19 protein-coding genes are annotated in these 22,470 nt (G+C 37.7%); 7 read left to right on the top strand and 12 right to left on the bottom strand.

Features of this window, described 5'->3' with window-relative positions; all coding sequences use genetic code 11:
* Nucleotides 1–642: 642 nt before the first annotated feature.
* On the top strand, nucleotides 643–906 hold the full coding sequence (locus I8748_RS15930; RefSeq protein ID WP_198125553.1) for a hypothetical protein: 264 nt from the start codon (nucleotides 643–645) through the stop codon (nucleotides 904–906).
* Nucleotides 907–1,262: 356 nt separating this feature from the next.
* On the opposite strand, the gene I8748_RS15925 is transcribed toward I8748_RS15930, so the two are convergent.
* From I8748_RS15925 to I8748_RS15915, 3 genes are all read right to left on the bottom strand, one after another.
* Complete coding sequence (locus tag I8748_RS15925; protein ID WP_214662593.1) at nucleotides 1,263–1,559, bottom strand: hypothetical protein; 297 nt, start codon at nucleotides 1,557–1,559, stop codon at nucleotides 1,263–1,265.
* A 193-nt stretch (nucleotides 1,560–1,752) separates the two neighbouring features.
* Nucleotides 1,753–2,544 (bottom strand): pentapeptide repeat-containing protein, encoded by a 792-nt coding sequence (locus I8748_RS15920; protein ID WP_198125552.1) that lies wholly within the window; start codon nucleotides 2,542–2,544, stop codon nucleotides 1,753–1,755.
* Between the two features lie 10 nt (nucleotides 2,545–2,554).
* Complete coding sequence (locus I8748_RS15915) at nucleotides 2,555–3,196, bottom strand: hypothetical protein (RefSeq protein ID WP_096553223.1); 642 nt, start codon at nucleotides 3,194–3,196, stop codon at nucleotides 2,555–2,557.
* A 354-nt stretch (nucleotides 3,197–3,550) separates the two neighbouring features.
* Between I8748_RS15915 and I8748_RS15910 the strand changes: the two genes are divergently transcribed.
* The 4 genes from I8748_RS15910 to arsC all read left to right on the top strand — a co-directional run bounded on the left by I8748_RS15910 (nucleotide 3,551) and on the right by arsC (nucleotide 6,940).
* The gene (locus I8748_RS15910) at nucleotides 3,551–4,678 is read left to right on the top strand and encodes a glycoside hydrolase family 2 TIM barrel-domain containing protein (RefSeq protein ID WP_198125551.1); all 1,128 of its coding nucleotides are present in this window, start codon (nucleotides 3,551–3,553) and stop codon (nucleotides 4,676–4,678) included.
* A gap of 72 nt (nucleotides 4,679–4,750) precedes the next feature.
* Entirely contained in the window at nucleotides 4,751–5,077 is a 327-nt protein-coding gene (locus tag I8748_RS15905; RefSeq protein WP_198125550.1) for an ArsR/SmtB family transcription factor, read from the top strand.
* Between the two features lie 345 nt (nucleotides 5,078–5,422).
* Complete coding sequence (gene arsB / locus I8748_RS15900; RefSeq protein ID WP_198125549.1) at nucleotides 5,423–6,490, top strand: ACR3 family arsenite efflux transporter; 1,068 nt, start codon at nucleotides 5,423–5,425, stop codon at nucleotides 6,488–6,490.
* Between the two features lie 30 nt (nucleotides 6,491–6,520).
* Nucleotides 6,521–6,940, top strand: a complete 420-nt coding sequence (arsC, locus tag I8748_RS15895; RefSeq protein WP_198125548.1) for an arsenate reductase, glutathione/glutaredoxin type — start codon at nucleotides 6,521–6,523, stop codon at nucleotides 6,938–6,940.
* A gap of 62 nt (nucleotides 6,941–7,002) precedes the next feature.
* On the opposite strand, the gene I8748_RS15890 is transcribed toward arsC, so the two are convergent.
* The 9 genes from I8748_RS15890 to I8748_RS15850 all read right to left on the bottom strand — a co-directional run bounded on the left by I8748_RS15890 (nucleotide 7,003) and on the right by I8748_RS15850 (nucleotide 18,923).
* The gene (locus I8748_RS15890) at nucleotides 7,003–8,388 is read right to left on the bottom strand and encodes a hypothetical protein (protein WP_198125547.1); all 1,386 of its coding nucleotides are present in this window, start codon (nucleotides 8,386–8,388) and stop codon (nucleotides 7,003–7,005) included.
* 2 nt (nucleotides 8,389–8,390) lie between these two features.
* Nucleotides 8,391–9,590 (bottom strand): glycosyltransferase, encoded by a 1,200-nt coding sequence (locus I8748_RS15885; protein WP_198125546.1) that lies wholly within the window; start codon nucleotides 9,588–9,590, stop codon nucleotides 8,391–8,393.
* 65 nt (nucleotides 9,591–9,655) lie between these two features.
* Nucleotides 9,656–10,708 (bottom strand): glycosyltransferase family protein, encoded by a 1,053-nt coding sequence (locus I8748_RS15880; protein ID WP_198125545.1) that lies wholly within the window; start codon nucleotides 10,706–10,708, stop codon nucleotides 9,656–9,658.
* 60 nt (nucleotides 10,709–10,768) lie between these two features.
* Nucleotides 10,769–11,539 (bottom strand): glycosyltransferase family 2 protein, encoded by a 771-nt coding sequence (locus tag I8748_RS15875; protein WP_198125544.1) that lies wholly within the window; start codon nucleotides 11,537–11,539, stop codon nucleotides 10,769–10,771.
* Nucleotides 11,540–11,602: 63 nt separating this feature from the next.
* Nucleotides 11,603–12,931 (bottom strand): EpsG family protein, encoded by a 1,329-nt coding sequence (locus I8748_RS15870; RefSeq protein WP_198125543.1) that lies wholly within the window; start codon nucleotides 12,929–12,931, stop codon nucleotides 11,603–11,605.
* Between the two features lie 130 nt (nucleotides 12,932–13,061).
* Nucleotides 13,062–14,030, bottom strand: a complete 969-nt coding sequence (locus tag I8748_RS15865; protein WP_198125542.1) for a glycosyltransferase — start codon at nucleotides 14,028–14,030, stop codon at nucleotides 13,062–13,064.
* A gap of 36 nt (nucleotides 14,031–14,066) precedes the next feature.
* Nucleotides 14,067–15,623: a lipopolysaccharide biosynthesis protein gene (locus tag I8748_RS15860; RefSeq protein WP_198125541.1), complete on the bottom strand. Its 1,557-nt coding sequence runs from the start codon at nucleotides 15,621–15,623 to the stop codon at nucleotides 14,067–14,069.
* A 32-nt stretch (nucleotides 15,624–15,655) separates the two neighbouring features.
* Nucleotides 15,656–16,636, bottom strand: coding sequence for a polysaccharide pyruvyl transferase family protein (locus I8748_RS15855; RefSeq protein WP_198125540.1), 981 nt, complete (start codon nucleotides 16,634–16,636; stop codon nucleotides 15,656–15,658).
* 97 nt (nucleotides 16,637–16,733) lie between these two features.
* Nucleotides 16,734–18,923 carry a GumC family protein gene (locus tag I8748_RS15850; RefSeq protein WP_198125539.1) on the bottom strand — a complete coding sequence of 730 codons (2,190 nt, stop codon included), beginning with the start codon at nucleotides 18,921–18,923 and terminating at the stop codon, nucleotides 16,734–16,736.
* A gap of 1,168 nt (nucleotides 18,924–20,091) precedes the next feature.
* Here I8748_RS15850 and I8748_RS15845 point away from each other — a divergent pair.
* Together I8748_RS15845 and galE are read left to right on the top strand one after the other, a co-directional pair.
* Nucleotides 20,092–21,504: a sugar transferase gene (locus I8748_RS15845; protein WP_198125538.1), complete on the top strand. Its 1,413-nt coding sequence runs from the start codon at nucleotides 20,092–20,094 to the stop codon at nucleotides 21,502–21,504.
* A partial coding sequence (gene galE / locus I8748_RS15840) for a UDP-glucose 4-epimerase GalE (RefSeq protein WP_198125537.1) occupies nucleotides 21,501–22,470 on the top strand: 970 nt, incomplete at its 3' end. The genes I8748_RS15845 and galE, both read left to right, overlap by 4 nt.

The following is a 22,470-nucleotide window of genomic DNA, read 5'->3' as shown; positions in this document are numbered from 1 at the left end:
ACACCCCACCCCCAACCCCTCCCCGTCAACGGGGAACTCGGGGCCCCCTCTGGGGATTAGGGGCAGGGAGACAAAGCATCGCTTTGGCTCTTTGGGGTAAGCGCGGTTATTAAGGGTAATTGAGCGGACATGATATCATTAGCAAAATATAGCGATTTTCACTACGTTGCAATACAAATGTCAAGTGTGTTGTCGCCAAGCGCTGCACCTTGAATTGTTGACGGTGCGCGATTCCTACGGCATAACACACCCTACATTTACTATGAAACGCTATATAACAAAGATATTCTCATCTACCATCAGATGTTATTTTTTCCCATTTATTTATAACTTTTAACAGATTTTTGCCAATGTTTGCAACTCGATCTCAAAAAAGTTGCACATTGCCTAAACATGACTAAAGTCATGCTGAAATTATGACTTTCTTCCAATCTTTGTTATTAGTTAATGATATAAACTTAGGGCAATACAGCAATATTACTGAGTCGTGAACACAAACCACCTATAGTTTTACGAACACTTTATTTCATGAAAAAACTATTACTTTAAATGCATTTTTAAAGTATTGGTGGGGGAAATGTTCACAAATTATTCAGGAATGTTGTAGACAAAACTAAACGTAATTAATAGGAGATTCACATTATGAAACGCATTATCATCGGTGCATTACTTGCTCTACCAATCGCAATTGCTTCTTTACCATCACAAGCATCGGCAGCAGAGATCATTGTTAGACCTAATGTTGTTAACCGTCGAGTCGTTCAGCGTGAAGTGGTTAACCGTCGTCGAGTGGTTCGTCCAGTAGTTAACCGTCGAGTTGTCCGTCAGAGGTTGATTCCTGGACATTGGGAAAGAACACGAAACGGTCGTCGGTACTGGGTTCCTGCTCGCTATGTGCGATATTAATAGGACTTACGCATAGGAGAGAAATTAAGGGTTGAGGCTCTTGCTGGGGCATAGGGCAGAAAAAACCTCCAATGCCCTATTCCCGACCTCAACAAATAATCTAGCTGCGTAATATCATGTCCGCTCCATTACCCTTAATATCTGCGCTTACCCCAAAGAGCCAAAGCGATGCTTTGTCTCCCTGCCCCTAATCCCCAGAGGGGGCCCCGAGTTCCCCGTCAACGGTGAGGGGCTGGGGGTGGGGTGTTTTTATTATGGGCAATTTGCCGGACATCATAATAAGTCCTAAATCAGTATCTTGCAGTCGGCAAAACAGAAGCCCGGTTTTTTAGAAAAGTCGGGCTTCTGGTTTAAAGTTATGAAACTGAAATCTGACGGATTAAAATACTCATTACTTCGTCAGGGTTGCCAGTTAGTTGTAGTGGACTCCAATCTCCAACATTTGCATAGCCAATCATCTGCAATAAGTGAATTGTGCTGGTGACAGCTTTGGGAGAACCAATTAATAGATGTTTAATTGGTTCTCTTTTGCGTAATGGCTTTTCGGGAGATGGCTTGAGGTTAGCTGCATCCAAGTCTTCGCTGTTCAAGTTCTCTTGAAACTGTCCTTGTGGGAAGTTTTGATGATCGCCGAACTTTTCTTCTTGTGCCATGATTATAGTTGACTCCTAATAGGGGGGTTTAGAGAAAGGCGGTTGCAGACTCTTGGCGGAGGGCGATCGCCTTTCTCATGCTTACTATATTAAAGTATAATTTTATACTTGCCAACTAATATTTGACAAATTTTTGCAACAAATCACCCCGTCCTGGTTGGGGAGATGGGGATTAGTCATCAGTCATCAGTCATCAGTCAGGCATAATCGCTTCTTCAAGATTCACACCGATGAGATTAGCTCCCCTGAGATTAGCTCCTCTGAGGTTAGCTTTTCTCAGATCAGCCCCTGCTAAGTTGGCTTGGCTAAGATTAGTCCAACTCAAGTTGGCACCTCTCAAATCAGCTTCGCTCAAGTTCGCCCGGAATAAGTATGCACCACTCAAGTGAGCCTTGCTCAAATTAGCTTTATATAAGTCAGTTTTGTATAGGTAAGCCCCTAACAATTCTGTGTGATACAGGGTTGCTTCGCTGAGGTCAGCCCCAATTAAGTTAGCTGCAATCAAATTTGCAAAACACAAGTTAGTTCGCATTAACTTTGTTGCACCTAAATCTGCGTCTCTTAAGTTAGCGCCCTTTAAGTCAGCCCCAATTAGATTAGCATCTGCGATCGCAGCACCAATCAAATTCGCTTCACTTAAATCAGCCCCAATCAAATTAGCATGACTGAGATTTGCCTGGGTCAATGTCGCAGCGCTCAAGTTAGCAACACTCAAATTAGCTGCGCTGAGATTCGCTTCAATCAGCTTGGCTTGATAAAGGTTAGCGGCTGCAAGATTAGCATTGCTGAGGTTGGCTCGGACAAGTAAAGCATTACTCAAATCCACCTTACTCAAGTTTACCCCTTGCAGGTTTGCACCTCTGAGGTTATCCCCTTGCAGATTTGCGGCGCTGATATCTGGTTCAATGTGAGGATGTTCCGTTCTCCACGAAATCCATGTGACTGCACCTGCTTTGAGTAAAGTTAGATGCTCCCGATTTGCCATTTTCTCTCCTTTATTCTTTTCGCCCACCCACAGGATTTACTCGACCAGGTACATTTTCAATGGCCGTTAAAGCCCCAGCCGCACCTGCAAGAATATCGCGTTCTTGTCCACCTAAATAAAGCCGTCCAAAGCTACCTACAGCTTGCACTTCGAGAATGTTAATCGCCGCTGCTTTCTCTGCTTCATTCGCAGCTAGTGCAGCATAAGCAGCAGGTTCAACTTCTAATACATATAGCGTTTGCCCTGCTAATAATAGCTGTCCCCGTCGTGTGCGATTAATTAGTTGTGTTTGGTAAGCATCTATGTTGCGGATGATTTGAGTAGAAATTACCCGCGGTTTGAGACATTCTTCTTTTTTAACTCCTAACATCGCCAAAATCGCTTGACCAGCAGCTCGCGTTTCTCCTTGAGAAGCAGAATGAACTTCTAATAAGCCATACAGTCGCTCAACTACCTGTACTCCCGGACGAACAGAAGCAGATTTGAGCGCGACATCGGTAATTTTATTAATTTCAATACCTGGGGAGATTTCAATCCATAACGATGTATCTCCTGGTAATGGTAAAAAACCTTGGGCTACTGTTCCTATATATGCTGCATGTTGGGGTTGCAGGCTGTCGAGAAATACGAAACTGCGTAGTTCTATTCCCAAAGTTTTGCTCTCCAGTCATGAGGGTAAAAGTTAGTTATATGCAATATATGAGTGTAACGTTTTCTTTGTCTCAAGCGCTAACTGAGTCGGTTGTCATTTAAAACTCTCAAAGAGTTACGCCAACAGCACAAAACGAAACTCGACCAATTGATCAATCAAGGTGTTGCTGATTAATGGTATGATTTTTGCCTCACGCAAAGGCGCATTCGCCGTCAGGCGTTCCCGCAGGGTAGACGCAAAGAAGAACGCAAAAAGAACGACTTTTGCAATAAGTCTAATTATATGATTGTTTACATCATTGCAGACATGATATAAAATAAGCTCTCTGTGTAAATATTAAATTTTTATATTATCATGTTTACGCGACGTGAACTTATAGCTTTGATAACTGGTTTCGCTGCAAGTTTTACTACTACCATACTTGGGGGTAGAAATTCCAAAAATTATTCAATTCCCACTCGCAAGCGCAATTTACCTTTCTTTTTAGGCTGGTATGATTATGTTACTAATATTGCTGTGCTAGACAAGGTATCTGCTGAAGAAATTGATTTATTAATGCCTTATGTTGAAAAAGCTGAAAAGGAAAAAATCGAAGAATTTTTAGATGCTTCTGATCGAGCAGGTGTAAAAATTATGCTGGAAATTTCTCGTCCGTTGGTGGTATCAGAAAATATTTCTGGGGTGAAAGACTTTGTTCAGACTTTTAAAAATCATCCTTCTGTCTATGGCTGGTATCTTTATGATGAACCGGAGATTAGAAAACCTACACCACTCTCTCCAGAGTCCTTGGAAAGGGTATACCAGGCCATTAAAGAAGAAGATCAATTAAGACCAATTGCCTTAGTCTTTGCCGATATCAAGAAAATTAAACCTTACATGGGTGCAATGGATATATTGATGTGGGATCGTTATCCTTGTGAAGTAGGAGTCCAAGAGTTTCAATGGATATCATCTTACCAGAAAGCACTCAACAAAGTTGTTGATTTAGCGACTGTTAACAACAAAAAATTTTGGAATGTACTACAAGCTTATAGTGACAAACACTCCCAAAAAAGATTGCCAACTGAGGCAGAATTTCGCTACATGTTTTATTTATCAGTTATAGCTGGGGCTGACAGTTTGCTATTTTGGATGTATGATTTCTCTTCAAATGTTTGGAATCAATCAGTTTTGTATCCTACTGTTAAGGAACTTAAAAAGTATATGCCTGCGATCGCTAAAGGAGAAGACTTAACAAATTCAGTACAAATTAATTACTCAAACATACAATTTAAATTATTTACCATTCCTAATACTACCAAATATTTGCTGATAATTGTTAACCAAAATCATCATCAGGTTAACTTGACTATAAAACTCACTCCGGCATTGGCTGGTAAATCAGTAGCTATTAAGCAAGAGACCATCACTCACCTATCCTCTCAGGCAAGTTTTAACGCCCTATTGAATTCCTATGAAGTTCGGCTGTATCAAATTGGATAGAGTACTGATGACTGATAACTGATGACAAGCCCTTCAGGTTAGTATGATAAAAAAATAGTTCAATAAAATTTGATGGATTCTCTCTACACTCCCACTTCTGATATGATCGCTGCTGGCTTTCATGCTCTTTCTGAGCCATTACGACTGCAAGTTTTGGAACTGCTGCGAGAGCAAGAATTATGTGTGTGTGACTTGTGCGAGACTTTAGGGGTTAATCAGTCGAAATTGTCTTTTCACCTAAAAACTCTCAAAGAAGCTGGCTTAGTGCGATCGCGCCAAGAGGGACGCTGGATTTACTACAGCCTGAATTTGGCTCAATTTGTTGTCCTAGAGCAATATTTATCCGATTATCGCCGCTTAACTAAGCTACTGCCTGCCCGCTCTTGTGACAATCCCTGATGGTGCAGGGGAGCAAGGGAGCAGGTTTTAAGCTTTATGCACACATACTCTGAATGATAAGTAATTAGGCAGATATGCTCTAACATATCAAGTTTTATTGATATATTTTTGTATATTGCTATTGACAAGTATCCTATATATCAAGTTTTATTGATATATAGGATATACAAACCCAGCCATCACACAGGTAGGGGAAGTCAATGAAGGCAAAGGTGAAGAAACTGGCGATCGCACTCTTGATGCTGGCTTTGGTAAGCAGTTGTACAAACAAATCAGCAGTCTCAAAAAGCCATTGAAGTTAGTAATACGGCAAAAACTGGGACAAAGATTAAGGTGGAATAAGTGATGACAACGAAAACCATTTCTAAACGACTTTCTTTTCTTGACCGCTTCCTGACATTATGGATTTTTCTAGCAATGGCTGTCGGGGTCAGCTTAGGCTATTTTCTTCCTGGAATCGAAGCTTTTATTAATCAGTTTCAGATAGGAACAACCAATATACCCATCGCCATCGGTTTAATTTTGATGATGTATCCACCCTTAGCTAAGGTGCGATATGAAGAATTAAAAGACGTATTTCGCAACGGAAAAATTCTTGGTGTGTCTTTAGTTCAGAATTGGATTATTGGGCCAATTTTGATGTTTGTTCTGGCAATTATCTTCTTACGAGGTTATCCAGAATATATGACAGGATTGATATTGATTGGATTAGCCCGCTGTATTGCAATGGTAGTTGTATGGAGTGATTTAGCAAGAGGTAATACAGAGTACACTGCTGGTTTGGTTGCTTTCAACAGCATTTTTCAAGTTATATTTTACAGTCCTTATGCGTGGTTATTTATTAGTGTCCTGCCGCCGCTGTTTGGGCTGCAAGGCAGTGTCGTTAATGTCAGCATTGCCGAGATAGCGCAGAGTGTGTTTATCTATCTCGGTATTCCCTTTTTAGCTGGATTTTTCACTCGTTACTTTTTATTAAAAATGAAAAGTAAACGTTGGTATCACGAGGAATTTGTGACACAAATTAGCCCCCTTACGCTGATTGCTTTGCTATTTACAATCGTGATTATGTTCAGCTTGAAAGGGAATTTAATTGTTCAAATTCCCTTGGATGTAATTAAAATTGCAATCCCGTTGATTATTTACTTTATCGTGATGTTTTTGGTCAGCTTTTATATGGCTTGGCGAATTAAAACGGATTATTCCAGAGCTGCAAGTGTAGCATTTACAGCGGCAGGAAATAATTTTGAGTTAGCGATCGCAGTAGCCATTGCAGTGTTCGGTATTAATTCGGGTGCAGCTTTTGCAGCTGTGGTTGGCCCTTTAGTGGAAGTACCTGTACTGATTAGTTTGGTAAATGTTGCTTTCTGGTTCCAGAAACGTTATTTCGCACCACCTGAATCGAGAACCTTATAAATTTAGTGGCTTTAATAGGGTAATTGAACTATGAAACGTGTGATGTTTGTCTGCAAAAAGAATTCTGCTCGTTCCCAAATGGCGGAAGGTTTTGCCAAAACTCTCGGTAAGGGAAAGATTGAAGTAATTAGTTCTGGGTTAGAAGCAAGCCAAGTTAGACCAGAAGCGATCGCTACTATGAAAGAAATTGGCATCGATATTACAGATCAATATTCCAAACCTTTGAGTGACTTCAAAGCAGAAGACTTTGATGTAGTGATTTCTCTGTGTGGTTGTGGCGTGAATTTGCCACCGGAGTGGGTTGTGCGGGAAGTATTTGAAGATTGGCAGTTAGATGACCCAGCTGAACAACCAGAAATTTTCCCTAGAGTGCGTGATGAGATTAAACAAAGAGTGACTCAACTAATTGAGTCACACAGTCCAAGCGACATCTTTGATAGACTGAGCTAGACAATAGCAAGGATAAGTAGTTGACCAATGACTGTCATCAGTCATCAGTCATCAGTCATCTTCTAAACCAACGCTGTTGTTTTCATAAAATCTGCTTTAGGAACGTCTAGTAACTCTAAAATAGTTGGAGCGATCGCAAGCAAAGATACTTTTTCTTGATGAACTGAGTGCTGACAGTTTGGTTTACGAATCCATAGAATACCATCTGGATGATGCATACCACTTTTAATCTCTTCTATTTGGTAGAAAATCTTAAAAAATGGTATTGATTTGCCACTATTAACAAAAGTCAAAGTTGCATCATTTGGTAATTCATCAAAAATACCACAACCACCATAAATATCATTTCCAGTACGCCTTAATCGCATCATCGGACGCTGATTTACTTGTAAAGCTAAAAGATTTTGTTCTGCTTCAGTTGCATCCTGGTTATTTTCAAACCGGATATGAAATTCTTCAGCCATTACCGGAGAACAAACGAACTTACTATTAATACCTGCAAACTCTAATAATTTTTCAAATTTACGCGGTCTGTACAGGTGTTTTCCTCCTATGTTTTCATAAGTTAGACAAGGCTGTTGGCTTAATGCTGTAGAAAGAATAAGAGTTGTATTATTATCCAGCAAATTCAAAAAGCCACCTATCAACTGATCCATTTCCTGATATCCAAATAAAATTGCTTTTTCATATTCTCTTTGTTCTGTTGCTGAAGGCTTAACTTGAAATTGCTCTGGCTCCATATTCCGCCAGTACATATGCTGAAAATGGGCGGTACTATTGATAAAAAAAGTGGAAAATTGAGGTTTTAGTTTTCGATAATACCAACAAAATAAATCAAACTGAAGCTTATCTGCAATAGTTGCACGTTGCCAGCGATATTTTGCTGTGATTTTCTCACGAATTAGTTGTTGAATAATAGCATTAATAGTCTGTAGTGAAAGTCCGTGACTACTCATAAAGCCTAAAAATCTCAAATATTCAGCACGACTTAGGGGAACATAATCATTTGTGTGTTCTTGGACTTGTTTTTGGACAAATCGGAAGTATGGTATTAATTCAGCAGTATTAGGAGTTATTTTTGTACTCCAAAAATCTGGCATTACATATCCATTTAGCGGTGAATGATAGTTGACATTCATGCTGCCACAAACCCAAACTTTTAATCCCGCTTCCGAAACAATATCCCAAATAGATTTTGCCTTTAATTTATATCCTTCATCCAGCAGAAACACTTGATGTTCACTATAAGGTAAACCAGAATGTACTGTCACCCATTGAATCCAAGGTTCTAAAAATGGTGCTTGTTCTTCTGCATCAGTTGTATACACTTCTGATTGTTCATAAAAACGCTGGAAGTTAGGCAACTTACCTTCTTGAATAAAACGTTGCATTAAAGAAGGACAAAGTTCATTAAATTCTAAAAGGATTATAGATTTATCAGATTTCATTGTTATCTCTCCAAAGAGTCTACTTCAATTTTTTGGCTTAAAATATGACCGTATAGTTCTTCAATTTGGTTAGCGGCAACTTTCCAACTATGTTTATTAACAACAAATTCTCTTGCTTGATGCCCAACTTTTCCGGCTAATTCAGTATCTTTTAGCAAAGTAATTGTAGTTTTTGCAAAATCTTCTGGACTGTCTGCTACCATAATTTCCTTGCCTGGTGTAGCTTTCAGGCTACCTAGTCCAAGAGTGGTAGTGACTACAGGTAGTCCAGATGCCATTGCTTCTAAAATTTTGTTTTGAATACCAGATCCTGATTGCATAGGTGCAATAGCAACATTTGCCTGTCTTAATATTGTTGGCATAGATTTGACAAAACCTGTAACTGTTACCCCAGGTGTTTGTCCCAAACTGCAAACTTCTCTAGAGGGGTTCGCACCAGCAATTAGAAAAGAAACTTCAGGAATTGTTTGTTGAATTATAGGTAGGCAAGATTTCACAAACCACTTAACTGCGTGACAGTTTGGGGCATAACTCATATTTCCTGAAAAAATCAGAGTTGGTTTGAGTGGTGGTTGTCCCACTGGGCAAAATAATCTAGTATCTATCCCATTAGGAATAACTTTTACTCGCTTGCTAGGAATGAATTGTCTATCCTTTTCAGATACAACAACCATATGGTCAAAAAAATTGTGCAGATTATGCTCATATTGAATAATGCGACGAAGTTCTTCCTGAAAAATCCAACGTTTAGGTAAATATTCTAAAGCAATACGACGTTGTAAATTGAGTTGCATCGAATCAATAATTTCTAAAACTTTAGGAGTAGAGATATGATGAAAGTAAGGGGCTACTCTAATTAAAAAAATATGTATTAAATCAAAACTATTGTCTGTTAATATTGAATTAATTTTATATTGAAACTCCTCAGATTGATAGTAAGATAATTGTAGTGGTAATTGTAAATTCAATACTCCTTTAACTATATTGAAAATTGATTGCAACTTTGTCAGCCTAACTGTGTGTATTGTTTCACAGTACGGACTTATATAGTCAATATTCTCTAGTTCCGAAGGATGTTCATAAAAAGTCAATAATGTAATTTTGTGGCGTTGACCAAGAGTACGAATACGATGATAAGAAACAACTTGGTCGCCTCGTAAAAGTGGATAAGGAAATCTAGGAGTAACAAAAAGTAGCTTCATTCTTTTAAGATATAGAATTGTTGACTTTTATTGCCTTGTAATTGTAAATCAAAAATAAAATACAGTTACAATATATCTTTCAAAGCTTTTAATAAATAAGTTTCTGAGTGATGTTCTTGGAAATATTTTACTGCTTGCCAATAGCGATTTTCGTAATCACAAATATCCATATTCAATAATTTATGAATACACTCTAATATTGCGTCTTTATTATTAAAATCAACTAAAAATAAAAAATTTAAATCTTTAAGAGATGAAAATGCAGGAATATCATTGATAATTAATAATTTTCCATAACTCAAGGCTTCAGCTAACACACCACTTTGAGTTGAAAACGAGTAAGGAATGACAACGAAATGCGTCAAACCAAATAAAAAGCTTTTAGCACTATCAGATAAAAAACTAGAAAATCTAATTATTAGCTCTTCATCGTAGGGTACATCCACATTTCTGTCACGTCCTCCACGAATAAATCTAGCTTGTTCTGGATAATATTCGTTAATTATATTTACTAAATCTAAAAAACCTTGAGGGTTTTTATCTATATCTATTCGACCTAGTAATGAAAAGGTTTTATTATTGTCCCAACTACACTTGAGTTGCTGTAAATTTTTTTGTAAAAGACTTTCTAGTGGAGATAGAAAGGTTAAGTTTAACTTATATAGCTTGTCAGGTTTGATGAATGTTTTTGCTTGAAAAAGAGCTTTATCGCTTGGTAATAAAATTTTATCTGCTAAATGACCAAATAAGAAATGATAAATAAATATCAGAAATGCTTTGATAGGATTAATCCTTCCCTTTTCAAAGCGTGGCTCATGCATCATGTAATAAATTTTTAAATCTTTCGAGAAAATTTGAGCGATCGCCTTTAAAATTAAAGTTAAAACTAAGTAATCTGATTGAATTAAAAAGAAAAATAGATATATTGTGTCTCCTGAGTTTAACTTGAAAATTTTTTTGGCTATATCTAAGCCATTGTCAACATTTACAGAAGTTAGATAATATAAATAATCAGCTTCTTTTTCAGAATTCAAGTTGAAAGTCATTGCTTTATAAAAAGATTCTGAGCAATGATGTAACATCGGGTTTTTTGGTCTAAAAAGGTATGTTGTAGCCATTATTCTGATTATACTGAAATACGATTTACTTTTTCAAAATTCTTTTTTTAAATTGAGTTTCTAATTATTGATTCTTTTAGCTGCAAAAGGCGAATCAATCCTGAGATTAGCTTTTAACCTGATTAAGGCATTAATAATTCTTACAATCAATTTTTCATGTATTGTTTTAGCATATTTCATGCGTATAAATGAATGCTCACTAATTCTCCTGTTAGTTTGGCTAGAAATCCCCCCAGGTTCCCGTATTGACACTACTAAAGGTAAATAAAATATTTCTATATTTTTCAGCATTCTGATAAATAATTCATAGTCCATAGAGGTTTTAATCGATTCATCATATCTGTAATTTTTATGCAGTAATGTTTCGCAGAAAAAACCCTGGTGTGGTAAAAACATAAAATATTTTAGAAACTTTGATGAAAGCTGAGGTGGACGATAAAATACGGTTTCTCCTGTAATACTTGTAGCAATGGTGATACCTATTGCACATTTCCATTTATTTTGAAGATAGCTTTGAACCACTTGTGAAATAACAGTATTGGATAAAAGCACATCACCTGCATTTAAAAAGAAGATTAAATCACCATTACTTTTGTCTAAACCTTTATTAAATGCACCAGATATACCACTATCTGGTTCTGAAGAATAAATATAAATTTTGGAGTGTGAATATGATTCCAAAAGTTCTTTAGTTTCATCATGAGAATCTCCATCAATAATGATGTGTTCTATTTCTTTATAATCTTGTTCTTTTACTGATTCTAAGGTTCTATATAAACCTTTTGCATAATTTTTTGATATTGTGACTATCGATACTAAACAATTATTCATAAATAAACCTTGTGTTTGATAAATTGTTTTTATGTCAAAATCTACGTTATTGTGAGGCTTCAGCTAATATAAAAATTTTTCAATCACTTGAGGAAGATTGTAGCTTAACGGTTTGCCTTCTAAAACCACAATATAATAGTTGTTATTTTGTCTCTTGGGCATCCAATAAAATGTATAAGTTAGAACAGATATGAGAGCGAATATTATCAAATATTTGGAATATTTTTTCAGTCCTAATTTTATCTCTACAAAAGATAAATATGGTACATTAATCAACCAAAAAGGAAAATACAAAAAATTAAAAAATCCCAGTCTGTAAGGTAAAAAATTAAATGGCCCTGTCAGAACAATCATGATAATTTGTAACCTGCCAACAACTCTTAAAGATTCTAACAAATTAGATAATTTTTGATTGCTGGTATTACTTATATTTGGTCGTATTAATAAGTCATCTTGCAATTTTAGAAAACATAATAAACTTAGAGCAACTTGCAATAAAAATACTGGATTTGTAAAATCTACAAAATTTTCCTTATTTGTATCTAAAAAGGATTTAGACTTACTTGATGCCAATCCTCCACTTTCGCCAAAACTGGTCAGAAAGTTCTGTAAAACTGAAATAAGCAAATTAGGAGTAAGTGCTACTAATAAAAAACCGATAAATAAGAGAAGTAAAGAAAATCGTAAACCTAAGATTTTGCTGAGTGAAGTGATTTTTCCATACCCAATTTTTTCTATTTTCTCACTTAAGGAATGCAACACACGTTGAAATATGATTGCTCCAAAAATTAAAATACTTCCAGAGTGTATCAATATTGCTATTATCGCTAGTAAATAAAAAATTACATTTTTTTGATTATAATAGCTAATACCTAGAAAAAGAATAGATAATGATAAACTTGATCTTAAGAGAAAAAGTGGAACTCCTAAAGCAGGTGCAACCAGACTATAATATACAGCAAAAATTATAAATGCTAATTTAGTTTGGTTGAATCTCAGACAGATTCGGAGTATTGCTATAGTTGATAGCAAATTAAATATTAAAGCTGTGGTTAGTAAAAAAAATTTTTGATTATCTTCTAAAAAAATACTTAATAAGTATTCGTAGATTTTGTAAAATGGCTCAAAACCATTATTATTTAGTTTTAATTGAGTAAAATCAAATAATTGAATATCTTTAAAAGAATCAATATATACTTGTGTATCGCCAACTGGGATAATTGTTGCTGATATTAGTGAACTGACGATCGCAGCAGAAATAACCAGAAATAAGGCTATAGAATCTAGCTCTTTTTTTACAAAAAATATGGCTGTAAAGCTTGCAATGGGAGGATAAAGAATTGGCAGCAGAAAAAGGATTGGAATGCAAACAAAAAATAAAAATATATTCATTATTACTTTGTTAATGAGTTAGGTAACTCCAAGAAATAAAGTTGATGACTGATAACTATGAATTGTGGGAGATTCTATTACTTGGAAGTTCCTGTTCTAATTATGGTAAATATTTTCACCAAATCAACAACTAATTAAATACAGTTAACCATGTCTTACGCTCTTCACCACGCATCATTAATATGGTCAATAAACTATCAAGTTGACCCTTAGTCCATTTCCATGTGATGAGAGCTTCTATTTTTTTATCTGAGTTAATCAAAGCTGCGATCGCAGACACTAATGTTTCCCCCAAATATTTTAAAATGCGTATTATAGACACCGCTAACCACATCAAATAAGAACGATTCCAACGTAAACTAGCAATATAAGGAGCAGCAATACCAAAACCGTAATTCATATCTATCAAATATTTTTCGGTTATGCGTCTTGCAGGGATAAAATGATGCAGCAAACAATCAGGTGTATACCAAAGTTCATAACCTGCATTAAGAATTCGTAAAACTATCTCTGAATCATCCCCTGCTGTGAGTTTTGTTCCTGCTCTACCTGTGAGAAATTGTTGAACTAGCCAACCACTTTTCTCTAAAGCAGTTCTGCGAACAACTAAACCTGCACCAGGGATATGAAAATTACTTCTAGTTAACTGTTTTGAACTTTCGCCAAGATTAAAAGCTGCAAATGTACGTGAATACTTGTTGATGACAGGAGAAGGAGTAACTTCCCAATCTAAAACTACTTTCCCACCGAATGCACCACAACCTGGATGAGATGAAGCGAACTTGATGGCGTTTTCTACCCAATCCTCAGAAATAACACAATCATCATCTACAAAAGCTATCCATTCACTAGTAGTATTTGTAATTCCACATATACGCGCATAAGTTAATCCCTGTCTTTTCTCTACTATTCTATGTAGACCGGGTATAGTATTAGCACGAATAAATTTTTCAACAATTGCAGGAGTTTCATCTACACAATTATTATCTACTACTGTTACTGTCCAGTGATAATTTTGAGAAACTTTTTGCCGTGAAATAGCTGCAAGAGTACGTTCTAGTAGAGCTGCATTATTATAAGTACAAATTATGATATCCATGATTAATTACCTCAAATTATTTAAAGATTTTTAGAGTTAATAAATACGAACTTTTTTTGAGCGCAATACATGGTTAACTATATCAATAAACAGTTTGCGTTCATATTCATCAAAAACCCATAACCACACCGATATTGTATATAGCACAGCAGAAATAATTAATAATGAAGCTGTCAAGGCGATCGGCAACTTCCACAATTCAATTAACCACAGAGTAGGCACAAGCCAAAACATAGGAATTATTGGTCTTGTGTACCCTTTTAGCCAATATTGATAAATTGGTAATTCAACTAATTTTGCGACTAAAGGGATTTGAAAAAAGATAAACCTGATCAAGTTAGTTGAAAGTGTCCCTAATACAATACCAGCTAAACCTAAATTGAAATCTTTCACATACCAAATACTCAGAAATACATTACAGATACCATCTAATAAGATTGCCAAAGCTGGTAATTTCAACTGATTTGTAGCAGTTAAATAAGGCCAGGTAACAAATATGGGAATGCGAGAAAAGACTAAAAATATCGTCAATGGTAGAATAGCGATCGCTTGTTCAAATCCTTTACCCAACCACAGTTCGATAATCTCCCGCCGAAATATACCAACCCCAAAAGCCGCAGGTAAAGCCAGAGTCAGCACATAGCGGGTTGAACGGAGAATTAGCTGCTGCTTTTCCCATACAGAACCACTATCTGAAAGTCTGGAAGCTGCTGGTAAAAGCACTGTTGTTAATGATGTCACCAGCCGATTTAAAGCGCTTCCGAGTTGCAGTGCAACAGCATAAATGGCATTTAAGGCTGGCCCCAAAAGCAAATTGATCAGAATTTGATCTGTTCGTTCGTATAGGTTGCTAGCAAAGCCGATTAAACTTGACCATCCACCCAATGAGAAAAGTTTCTTGCTATCTTGCCAATTTATAACATGGAAATCGAGCCTGAGAAAAGGCTTTTGCAGAGTTAGCCAACCTGCTAATAATATCCCAATAATTGCCCCCGGAGTCAACCACACTAAAGTCATGCCAACTAATAAATTAACTGGCACAAAACGCAGCAAATTCAAACCAATCAAAATCAAAATTTGCTGTAGTACACTCAAAAAGTTGACCAGCGTGTACCGTTCTTCAGCACTCAAAGCTGCATACCAAGGCTGACTCACAGCATTGATAACCTGCGCCAAAGCTGAAAGCCACACGACATATTTAGCTTGTGAAATCAATTCTTCAGGAATATTGAAACATGTGATGATCCACGGTGCAAATATTGCCATGACCACAGCAATGCTTGAGCCAATCACCGTACTCATCAACCAGCCATTATTAAATAATTGCTTAGTTTGATGCCAATCACGGTTTTGCAGGCTGATTGAGAGAAAACGCACCATAGCTTGCTGCGTACTCTCGTTGAGAAATTGAATTGTTGTTGAGGTTGATATCAACAGCATAAAAATACCGAAGACTTCCTTCGGCGCTGGAGAATTTTGGGCTAGTACATCTAGGGCCGTGCGAGTAATAAATAGACTCAAAAACATACTTATACCCATTCGGGCATAGGTGGAGAGACTATTAATAAAAATGACACTTGCACGACGTTTCATGTATTTTGACCACGCTGAAATCAATGACAATATTAAACTAATCGGACATTTTGTTTATCTACTAAGGAGTACTCAAAAATGCCCCGAATTTTATGATAAGAACCTGATTGAATATAAGTCGGTTTGTCTAGCATTGCAGCAAGAATACCTACATGCAATCGAGTTGCTACAACTACTGCTGCTTCTGCAATCAACTTACTAAAGGTATGGAAGCTACAAAGGTCAGGGTTACTGATATCAGCAGCGAAAACTGGCAAACCTGCTAAATTGGGATGATCTTGAAGTACTTGGTTTAAGCTTTCTTGCACAAATGTTGTGTTTGCTCCCTGTTCGCCAAGAGTTTTTGCTAAAGCTGCATGTTTTAAGGGTGTTAAAATGTAGCGCCTAATCGGTCGTTTAATAAACTTGGGAATATAGCTTGATTTTGTTGTTGAAATAGTTTGCTCTGGTTGATATGAACCTGTGACGCTTTCGGGATCATTACGCTCTACAATCAAAATATGCTTTTGTGCTGTTTGAGATTGCAGGTTTTTGATATATAAAGAATCTTGCAGATGAAAAGCCATGTCATGATCTATTCCCAAACGGACATTGCCAGGAAAAACTAAATCTTTGAGAGTCTTTAAGCTGTAAGGTTCCCGCGCGTATACAAAAGCAGGTGCAACTCGCTCGCTAAATAATGATGCAAAGTTAGTTTCTGTGAACCAAAAACTCGATGGTAAGACAATTAAAGGTGTCTGGGGATAAAGACAATTATAATTTCTGAGTGTATTAAAGCCGTGTACCCATATGTCAGTCATTCCGGCGCCACCGTTGACAACGATCGCGTCTGCCTGCTGCGGTTGATTAACTAAGTTGGCTCCTAGTTTGTGCAGCATTTCACGGCTACCCATTTCGATTAATTTATCGCCATTATTTCCATGTAAAGGTTCAAAGAATATCCGTTTGCCGCGATATTTTGATAGTTCTTCTAAAAGGGGGTTTAATAAAGTTGTTTCGGTTGATTGATTCATTTTTTTATCGAACCACAGAGGTGCAAAGGAGCCAGTGCGTTGCGCGGGTTCCCCGCGTTGTAGCAACTGGCGTGACACGGAAAAAGATTTAGATCAACTAAAAAATTGTTCTATTTTTTACAATATTGGTCTGATTGCGATCGCTATTCCTTCTTTGGTAAGAATTTCTGGTGTGATAGTAACCAGAACTCTGTTCATCAGTAACTGCATTCACCACTATTCCTAAAACATGCGATCGCGATTGTTCTAGCAACATCTTTGTGGCTTTAGCGGCTGTCGAGTCAAGTATTTCTGGACGTACAGTCAACAATATGCCATCTGCCAGCTTGCTTAATAGCAGTCCATCAGCAAACAAATTTAAAGCTGGAGTATCGATAATTACAAAGTCATAGTCTCTCACCGCCGCTTCGATTAATGCAGCCATCCGCCGTGAGTCTAACAGTGCTGCTGGTTGAGGCGGAATCATCCCAGCGTGTAATACTTCCAGATTAATTAGTGCTTCTTGAGTAGAGGTTGATAATTCAGATTGACCAATTAGAATATTGCTCAAACCCATGAGGTTGTGCTGTTGCCAAATTACATGTTGATAGGGATGACGCATATCTGCATCTATTAACAGCACTCGGTGTCCCATGTGGGCCTTCGCTACTGCCAAGTTTGCTGCAACGAAAGATTTACCCTCGCCAGGAATGGAACTGACTACCACTATCACCTTTAATAGTTGATCCCCAAAAGTGAAGTCTAGGTTGGCTTGGAACATCTCAAAAGCCGCACTAGCAGGCGAATAGGGGTTGTCTCTCACAGGCAGTGCAACGACATCTTTATGAGTCTCACTCGATTTTTCATTGAGGTGAGGAATAATGCCCACCAAAGGATAGCCGAATACTTGCTTGGCTTTCTCGACAGTCTTTAAAGATTTATCTCTGGCTTCCAAAAGTAACGCTGTTCCCACACCTAACAAAATTCCTAAAAATCCCCCTAGAGCTAAGTTGAGGGTCAGGCGAGGAGACACAGGTTTTTTCGGAACTAAAGCCGGAGAAATCACTCGCGCATTGCCCACGTTTTGGTTGACTACAACTTCAACTTCTTGAAATCGCTTCAACAATTCTTCATAGGTAGAACGCGCTACTGCCAACTCTCGTTCTAGCTGTAGCTGTGTTTGTTCTAGCTGCGGTAACACACTCAAGCGTTTTTGCGAAAGTGAGTATGCATTCTTTAACACTGCTATTCGGTTCGCTAGCGCCAAGCGTTCTATTTCTGACTGCACCAGTTGAGTTGTGAGGGTCTGCTTTAGTTCTCCTATCTGCAAATTCTGCTGTGGTATGGACTGCTTGCTGCCTAAAGTTTGACTAACTCGCAGTTGGAGTTGTTTTCTTAAGGCTATCTCTTGAGATGACAAATCTTTGATGATTGGGTGTTCTTCAGTATACCGAGTCCGCGCTACTACTAACTGGTCTTGCACTTTCTGGTATTCTGCTAGAACTTGTTGCACAGCCGTAGATTCACTCAGGGTATTGAGAGCTACAGCCTGCTGTTTACTCAATTGTAATTGACTTTGCAAAGCGTCAGAGTGACTCTGGGCTTCTGCGAGGTCGGCTGTGGCTTTGGTAATTTGATCTGATAAATCCTTCAGGCTTTCTACCCCTGCTTTTGCCTCATCCTCTAGGACAATCACTTTGTTTTTTTCTTTGAACCGACGCAATGCAGCTTCTGCTTGCATCACTTTTGCTTCAACTTCAGGCAATTGCTTGCGTAAAAATTCCTGGGCTGCTGTAGCCTCAGTTCGGTTGGTCTGAACATTGTTCTCTAGGTAATTGCCCATCAGTGAATTAACCACTGCTGCTGCTTGTTGGGGGTTTTGACTTTGGTAAGAAAGCGTCAAAACATCTGTATCTTTAACGGTATTAACCTTAAGTGCTTTGAGAAATTCATCAATTTCTATAGGTTGGCCATGTTTATCCTTGAGATTCATGGCATCAATCGTTTTTTTGACAATCGGGTTCGAGCGGATGACTTCTGCTTGTGTATCCAATGGCTTACTGACTTGGGTCACTCCACTGAGTTCTCCAGTGTTCTCAGAGATACTCGTTAAAGAAGAAACACGATTAGTCTTATTGAAAAGTAGTTTACCTTCCGCTTGATAAATTGGTTTTTGCTTGAAGGAAGCTAAGGCTGTTAGTCCAAAGATAGATGCAGTCACAACTGCTATTACTAGACAATGCCTTTTGAATATCAGCGAATACTCTTGAAAATTAAAGGAATCTTGCTCTTCTTGTTTAGATACCATCAATAATGTTGAAAATAAATTTTCAAAATTTACCTGAGTTATTCATCGGCGATTATTCCTAATTTAGGGTTGTTTAAGCCAAAAATACCAAAAAATCATTTTTTTAGATTTATTCATAATTACCTTTTTCCTAAATTAGACTATCAAAGTATTTTTATCTCCGTAAAGACATATATCAAAAAAAGTTTTTTAAAGTCAACAGGTATTAATCATTTTTTCGGAAAAAATAAAATTTCAAAATTGGAATACCACCTTTTAGCCGTCTATTGACATGACGTATTTTTAGATACCATTTATTGAATCTCAGTTATTGATTGTACTACTATACAGTCTATGTTATAAGTATTTTTTGAACTAATGACATAGATTAAAAAATACTAAAAAAATTTTTTTTGAAAAGAAATAAGCATACGTAGTTTTATGATAATCATTATTATAAATATTTCAGAATGCCTATTATACTTGCTTTTTACCCTCATTTTTTACAATAAAAATAAAGTAATACCTGCTTTTCTTAGCTTTTTTTGCTTTGTATCCTCTTTTCCTAACGAAGAATTGCTTGACACAATTTTTATATTGAGATAATTTTTTCTCTAAGTAGTTTAAAATCACATATAGCCAGCCTGTTAAATAGGTAATTACCTAATTAATGAATGGTTGATAGCGTGTTAATAGCATTTTTTGTTTCCCTAATCTACTGCTGAAAGCACTTGAAATCATAGCTAAACGCAATTGATTTTGATACAGCGTATAAGCGATTCATAAAACACTTATACAATTAGCTCCTACCCCAATCGGATGAAAACCTTTATAAAAATAAACAATTAAGTAAAAGTTTTATTTTCACAGTAATGTCAAAAAAAGCAGCCAAAAATTTGTTTGTAATTAAAGTTTGAATCTCAAGTAATACAACTCATGTTCAATATTGCTGAACAGCTAATAGCCCTATGCAAAAGTCAAAAAGAGTCACTGCGTTTTTGTAGTTTCACGCTACATTTGCAACTATTGTCAGAGTGTCCTAATACAGTTGCTCTTCAAGTAGAGAAAGTAGCATTCAAAAATCAAAAGACTTATATTCTCAACCTTCTCACATAAACAAGAAACGCGATTTCTTTGAGAAGTCGCGGCTCTGAAAACATTCATAAGATACACAGTAGTAATAAAATCAATGAGTTTTAGCAGTTATATCGGTTCACGGGCAAATACTAGGTTGCCCAATTTACTACGGATTTTACCTATATTGCTCTGTTTTGGGGATATTCTTGGCTTGTTTGCCTGTCTAGGGCTTTCCCTGGAATTGCGTCTGGGTCAGCAACTAGATTGGTTTGACCCGATTGTTTACGCTTTTTTCTTATTGTTGATTGCCGCGCTTTATCTGGCGGACGCATACCGTCCAGATACCCAAATCGCAGGTTTACGGGTACCTATGCGGATTTTGATTGCTAATGGAGCGATCGCACTTTTGACTTCTGCCCTCATTTACTTATCAGGCACAGGCAAGGACAATCCATTGTGGTGGCGGAGTGTTTTGTTACCAAGCTTGGGACTGTTCACAATCTGGGCAATTATGTTACGCCTATTGGCAGTGAAATGGTTGCACTCAGAAGCACAACAGACGCGTTGGTTAATATTAGGTGCAGATCCAAGTGCAATCAAATGGATACAAAACTTACTGGCGCTGAATCCGCTGGGAAAGTTGGTTGTACTAGCTGAACTAAGTGAAGATACTACACATTTAATAGATGGTTATTTCAATTGTGCAGGTAATCTCAACGATTTGCCGAAATGGAGTCAAGAACCTTGGTCAGGGGTGGTAGTAGCCAGCGATATTCATTTTTCGGAATCACAAATCCAAAATTTGATGGAAATCAGACTGCGAGGTATTCCGGTTTATCGGTTACCAGATTTTTATGAAAGTTTATGGTCAAAACTTCCCTCATCTTTGCTACAGGATAGATGGTTAGCATTTAGCGCTGGTTTTAACTTGATGCCTGGTAACTTCAGTATGAAACTGAAGCGCGTTGTAGATTTGATTCTCGCGGCAGTGTTACTTGTGTTGTTATCGCCGATGATGCTGATGGTAGCTTTGGCAATCAAGTTAGATAGTCCAGGCCCCGTATTCTACAGTCAGCTACGCAGCGGCTTGTATGGCAAAGCATTTAGGGTTTATAAATTCCGTTCCATGTATCAAGACGCAGAGAAGCGCGGCGCACAGTGGGCTAGTCAACGCGATCCCCGGATCACTAGAGTCGGCTACTGGTTGCGTTTAATGCGAATTGACGAACTACCACAAATATGGAATGTGTTGTGTGGCGAAATGAGTTTGATCGGGCCGCGTCCAGAACGCCCAGAATTTGATGTCAAGCTCAAAGAAGTGATTCCTTATTATGAAGTGCGATATTTAGTAAAACCAGGGATCACCGGCTGGGCGCAGGTAATGTATCCCTACGGTGCCTCAATTGAAGATGCTTACGAAAAGCTAGCTTACGACCTCTACTACATCAAGAATTATTCCCCTTGGTTAGATTTAGCGATCGCCTTCAAAACCATTCGAGTAGTTTTGTTAGGTAAAGGTAGATGAAAAATACAGTTTTAGTAACTGGCGGTGCAGGCTACATTGGCTCTCATGTAGTCCGTCAGCTTGGGGAAGCCGGCTACAACGTCGTAGTCTATGACAATTGTTCCACAGGTTCACGGACATCTGTATTGCATGGCAAACTTGTAATCGGTGATCTAGCAGACAGCGAACATCTTTATCAACTCTTCGCCACATATAAATTTAGTGCAGTGCTGCACTTTGCAGCTAGTCTGATTGTTCCAGAATCGGTTTCTCATCCCCTTGATTACTACGCCAACAACACCCGCAATACTTTGAATTTACTGCGTTGTTGTCATGTTATGGGGGTAAACCAGATCATTTTTTCTAGCACAGCAGCAGTTTATGGGGAAACCACAGAAAATCCCGTTACTGAGTCTGCTGCGACACTACCAATTAATCCTTACGGTCGCTCTAAGTTGATGAGCGAATGGCTGATTAGGGACTATGCAGCATCGTCTTCACTGCGCTACGTAATTCTACGTTATTTTAATGTAGCAGGTGCTGAACCAGGCGGGCGATTGGGGCAAATGTCAGCGAATGCAACTCATTTAATTCGGGCTGCTTGTGATGCAGCACTCAAGCGCAAGCCGGAAGTGCGAATTTATGGCACTGATTTTCCTACCCCAGATGGCACCGGAATTCGTGACTATATCCACGTTGAAGACTTAGCCACAGCCCATGTAGATGCTTTGCGCTACCTAGAACAAGGACATGAAAGCCAGATTTTCAACTGTGGCTATGGGCAAGGATACAGTGTGCGGCAAGTTATTGAAAGAGTCAAAACTATTTCTGGGGTAGATTTTCCTGTTATTTTTGCCCAAAGGCGTTTAGGTGATCCTGCCTGTGTTACAGCTTGTGCTGATAAAATTCGCAAAGTCTTGGGTTGGCAACCAAAATACAATGATTTAGACAAGATTATCTATACAAGCCTCGCTTGGGAAATGCGGC

The sequence above is a fragment of the Amazonocrinis nigriterrae CENA67 genome, assembly GCF_016056305.1.
Lineage (GTDB): Bacteria > Cyanobacteriota > Cyanobacteriia > Cyanobacteriales > Nostocaceae > Amazonocrinis > Amazonocrinis nigriterrae.
The sequence above is the reverse complement of the archived record's forward strand: the minus strand, read 5'-3'. Positions and strand labels throughout refer to the sequence as shown.

What these genes read in the sequence shown, in the direction of transcription:
- I8748_RS15930 (WP_198125553.1), top strand. Translation starts at nt 643, where the DNA reads ATGAAACGCATTATCATCGGTGCATTACTTGCTCTACCAATCGCAATT.
- I8748_RS15925 (WP_214662593.1), bottom strand. Translation starts at nt 1,559, where the DNA reads ATGGCACAAGAAGAAAAGTTCGGCGATCATCAAAACTTCCCACAAGGA.
- I8748_RS15920 (WP_198125552.1), bottom strand. Translation starts at nt 2,544, where the DNA reads ATGGCAAATCGGGAGCATCTAACTTTACTCAAAGCAGGTGCAGTCACA.
- I8748_RS15910 (WP_198125551.1), top strand. Translation starts at nt 3,551, where the DNA reads ATGTTTACGCGACGTGAACTTATAGCTTTGATAACTGGTTTCGCTGCA.
- I8748_RS15905 (WP_198125550.1), top strand. Translation starts at nt 4,751, where the DNA reads ATGGATTCTCTCTACACTCCCACTTCTGATATGATCGCTGCTGGCTTT.
- arsB (WP_198125549.1), top strand. Translation starts at nt 5,423, where the DNA reads ATGACAACGAAAACCATTTCTAAACGACTTTCTTTTCTTGACCGCTTC.
- arsC (WP_198125548.1), top strand. Translation starts at nt 6,521, where the DNA reads ATGAAACGTGTGATGTTTGTCTGCAAAAAGAATTCTGCTCGTTCCCAA.
- I8748_RS15890 (WP_198125547.1), bottom strand. Translation starts at nt 8,388, where the DNA reads ATGAAATCTGATAAATCTATAATCCTTTTAGAATTTAATGAACTTTGT.
- I8748_RS15885 (WP_198125546.1), bottom strand. Translation starts at nt 9,590, where the DNA reads ATGAAGCTACTTTTTGTTACTCCTAGATTTCCTTATCCACTTTTACGA.
- I8748_RS15880 (WP_198125545.1), bottom strand. Translation starts at nt 10,708, where the DNA reads ATGGCTACAACATACCTTTTTAGACCAAAAAACCCGATGTTACATCAT.
- I8748_RS15875 (WP_198125544.1), bottom strand. Translation starts at nt 11,539, where the DNA reads ATGAATAATTGTTTAGTATCGATAGTCACAATATCAAAAAATTATGCA.
- I8748_RS15870 (WP_198125543.1), bottom strand. Translation starts at nt 12,931, where the DNA reads ATGAATATATTTTTATTTTTTGTTTGCATTCCAATCCTTTTTCTGCTG.
- I8748_RS15865 (WP_198125542.1), bottom strand. Translation starts at nt 14,030, where the DNA reads ATGGATATCATAATTTGTACTTATAATAATGCAGCTCTACTAGAACGT.
- I8748_RS15860 (WP_198125541.1), bottom strand. Translation starts at nt 15,623, where the DNA reads ATGAAACGTCGTGCAAGTGTCATTTTTATTAATAGTCTCTCCACCTAT.
- I8748_RS15855 (WP_198125540.1), bottom strand. Translation starts at nt 16,636, where the DNA reads ATGAATCAATCAACCGAAACAACTTTATTAAACCCCCTTTTAGAAGAA.
- I8748_RS15850 (WP_198125539.1), bottom strand. Translation starts at nt 18,923, where the DNA reads ATGGTATCTAAACAAGAAGAGCAAGATTCCTTTAATTTTCAAGAGTAT.
- I8748_RS15845 (WP_198125538.1), top strand. Translation starts at nt 20,092, where the DNA reads ATGAGTTTTAGCAGTTATATCGGTTCACGGGCAAATACTAGGTTGCCC.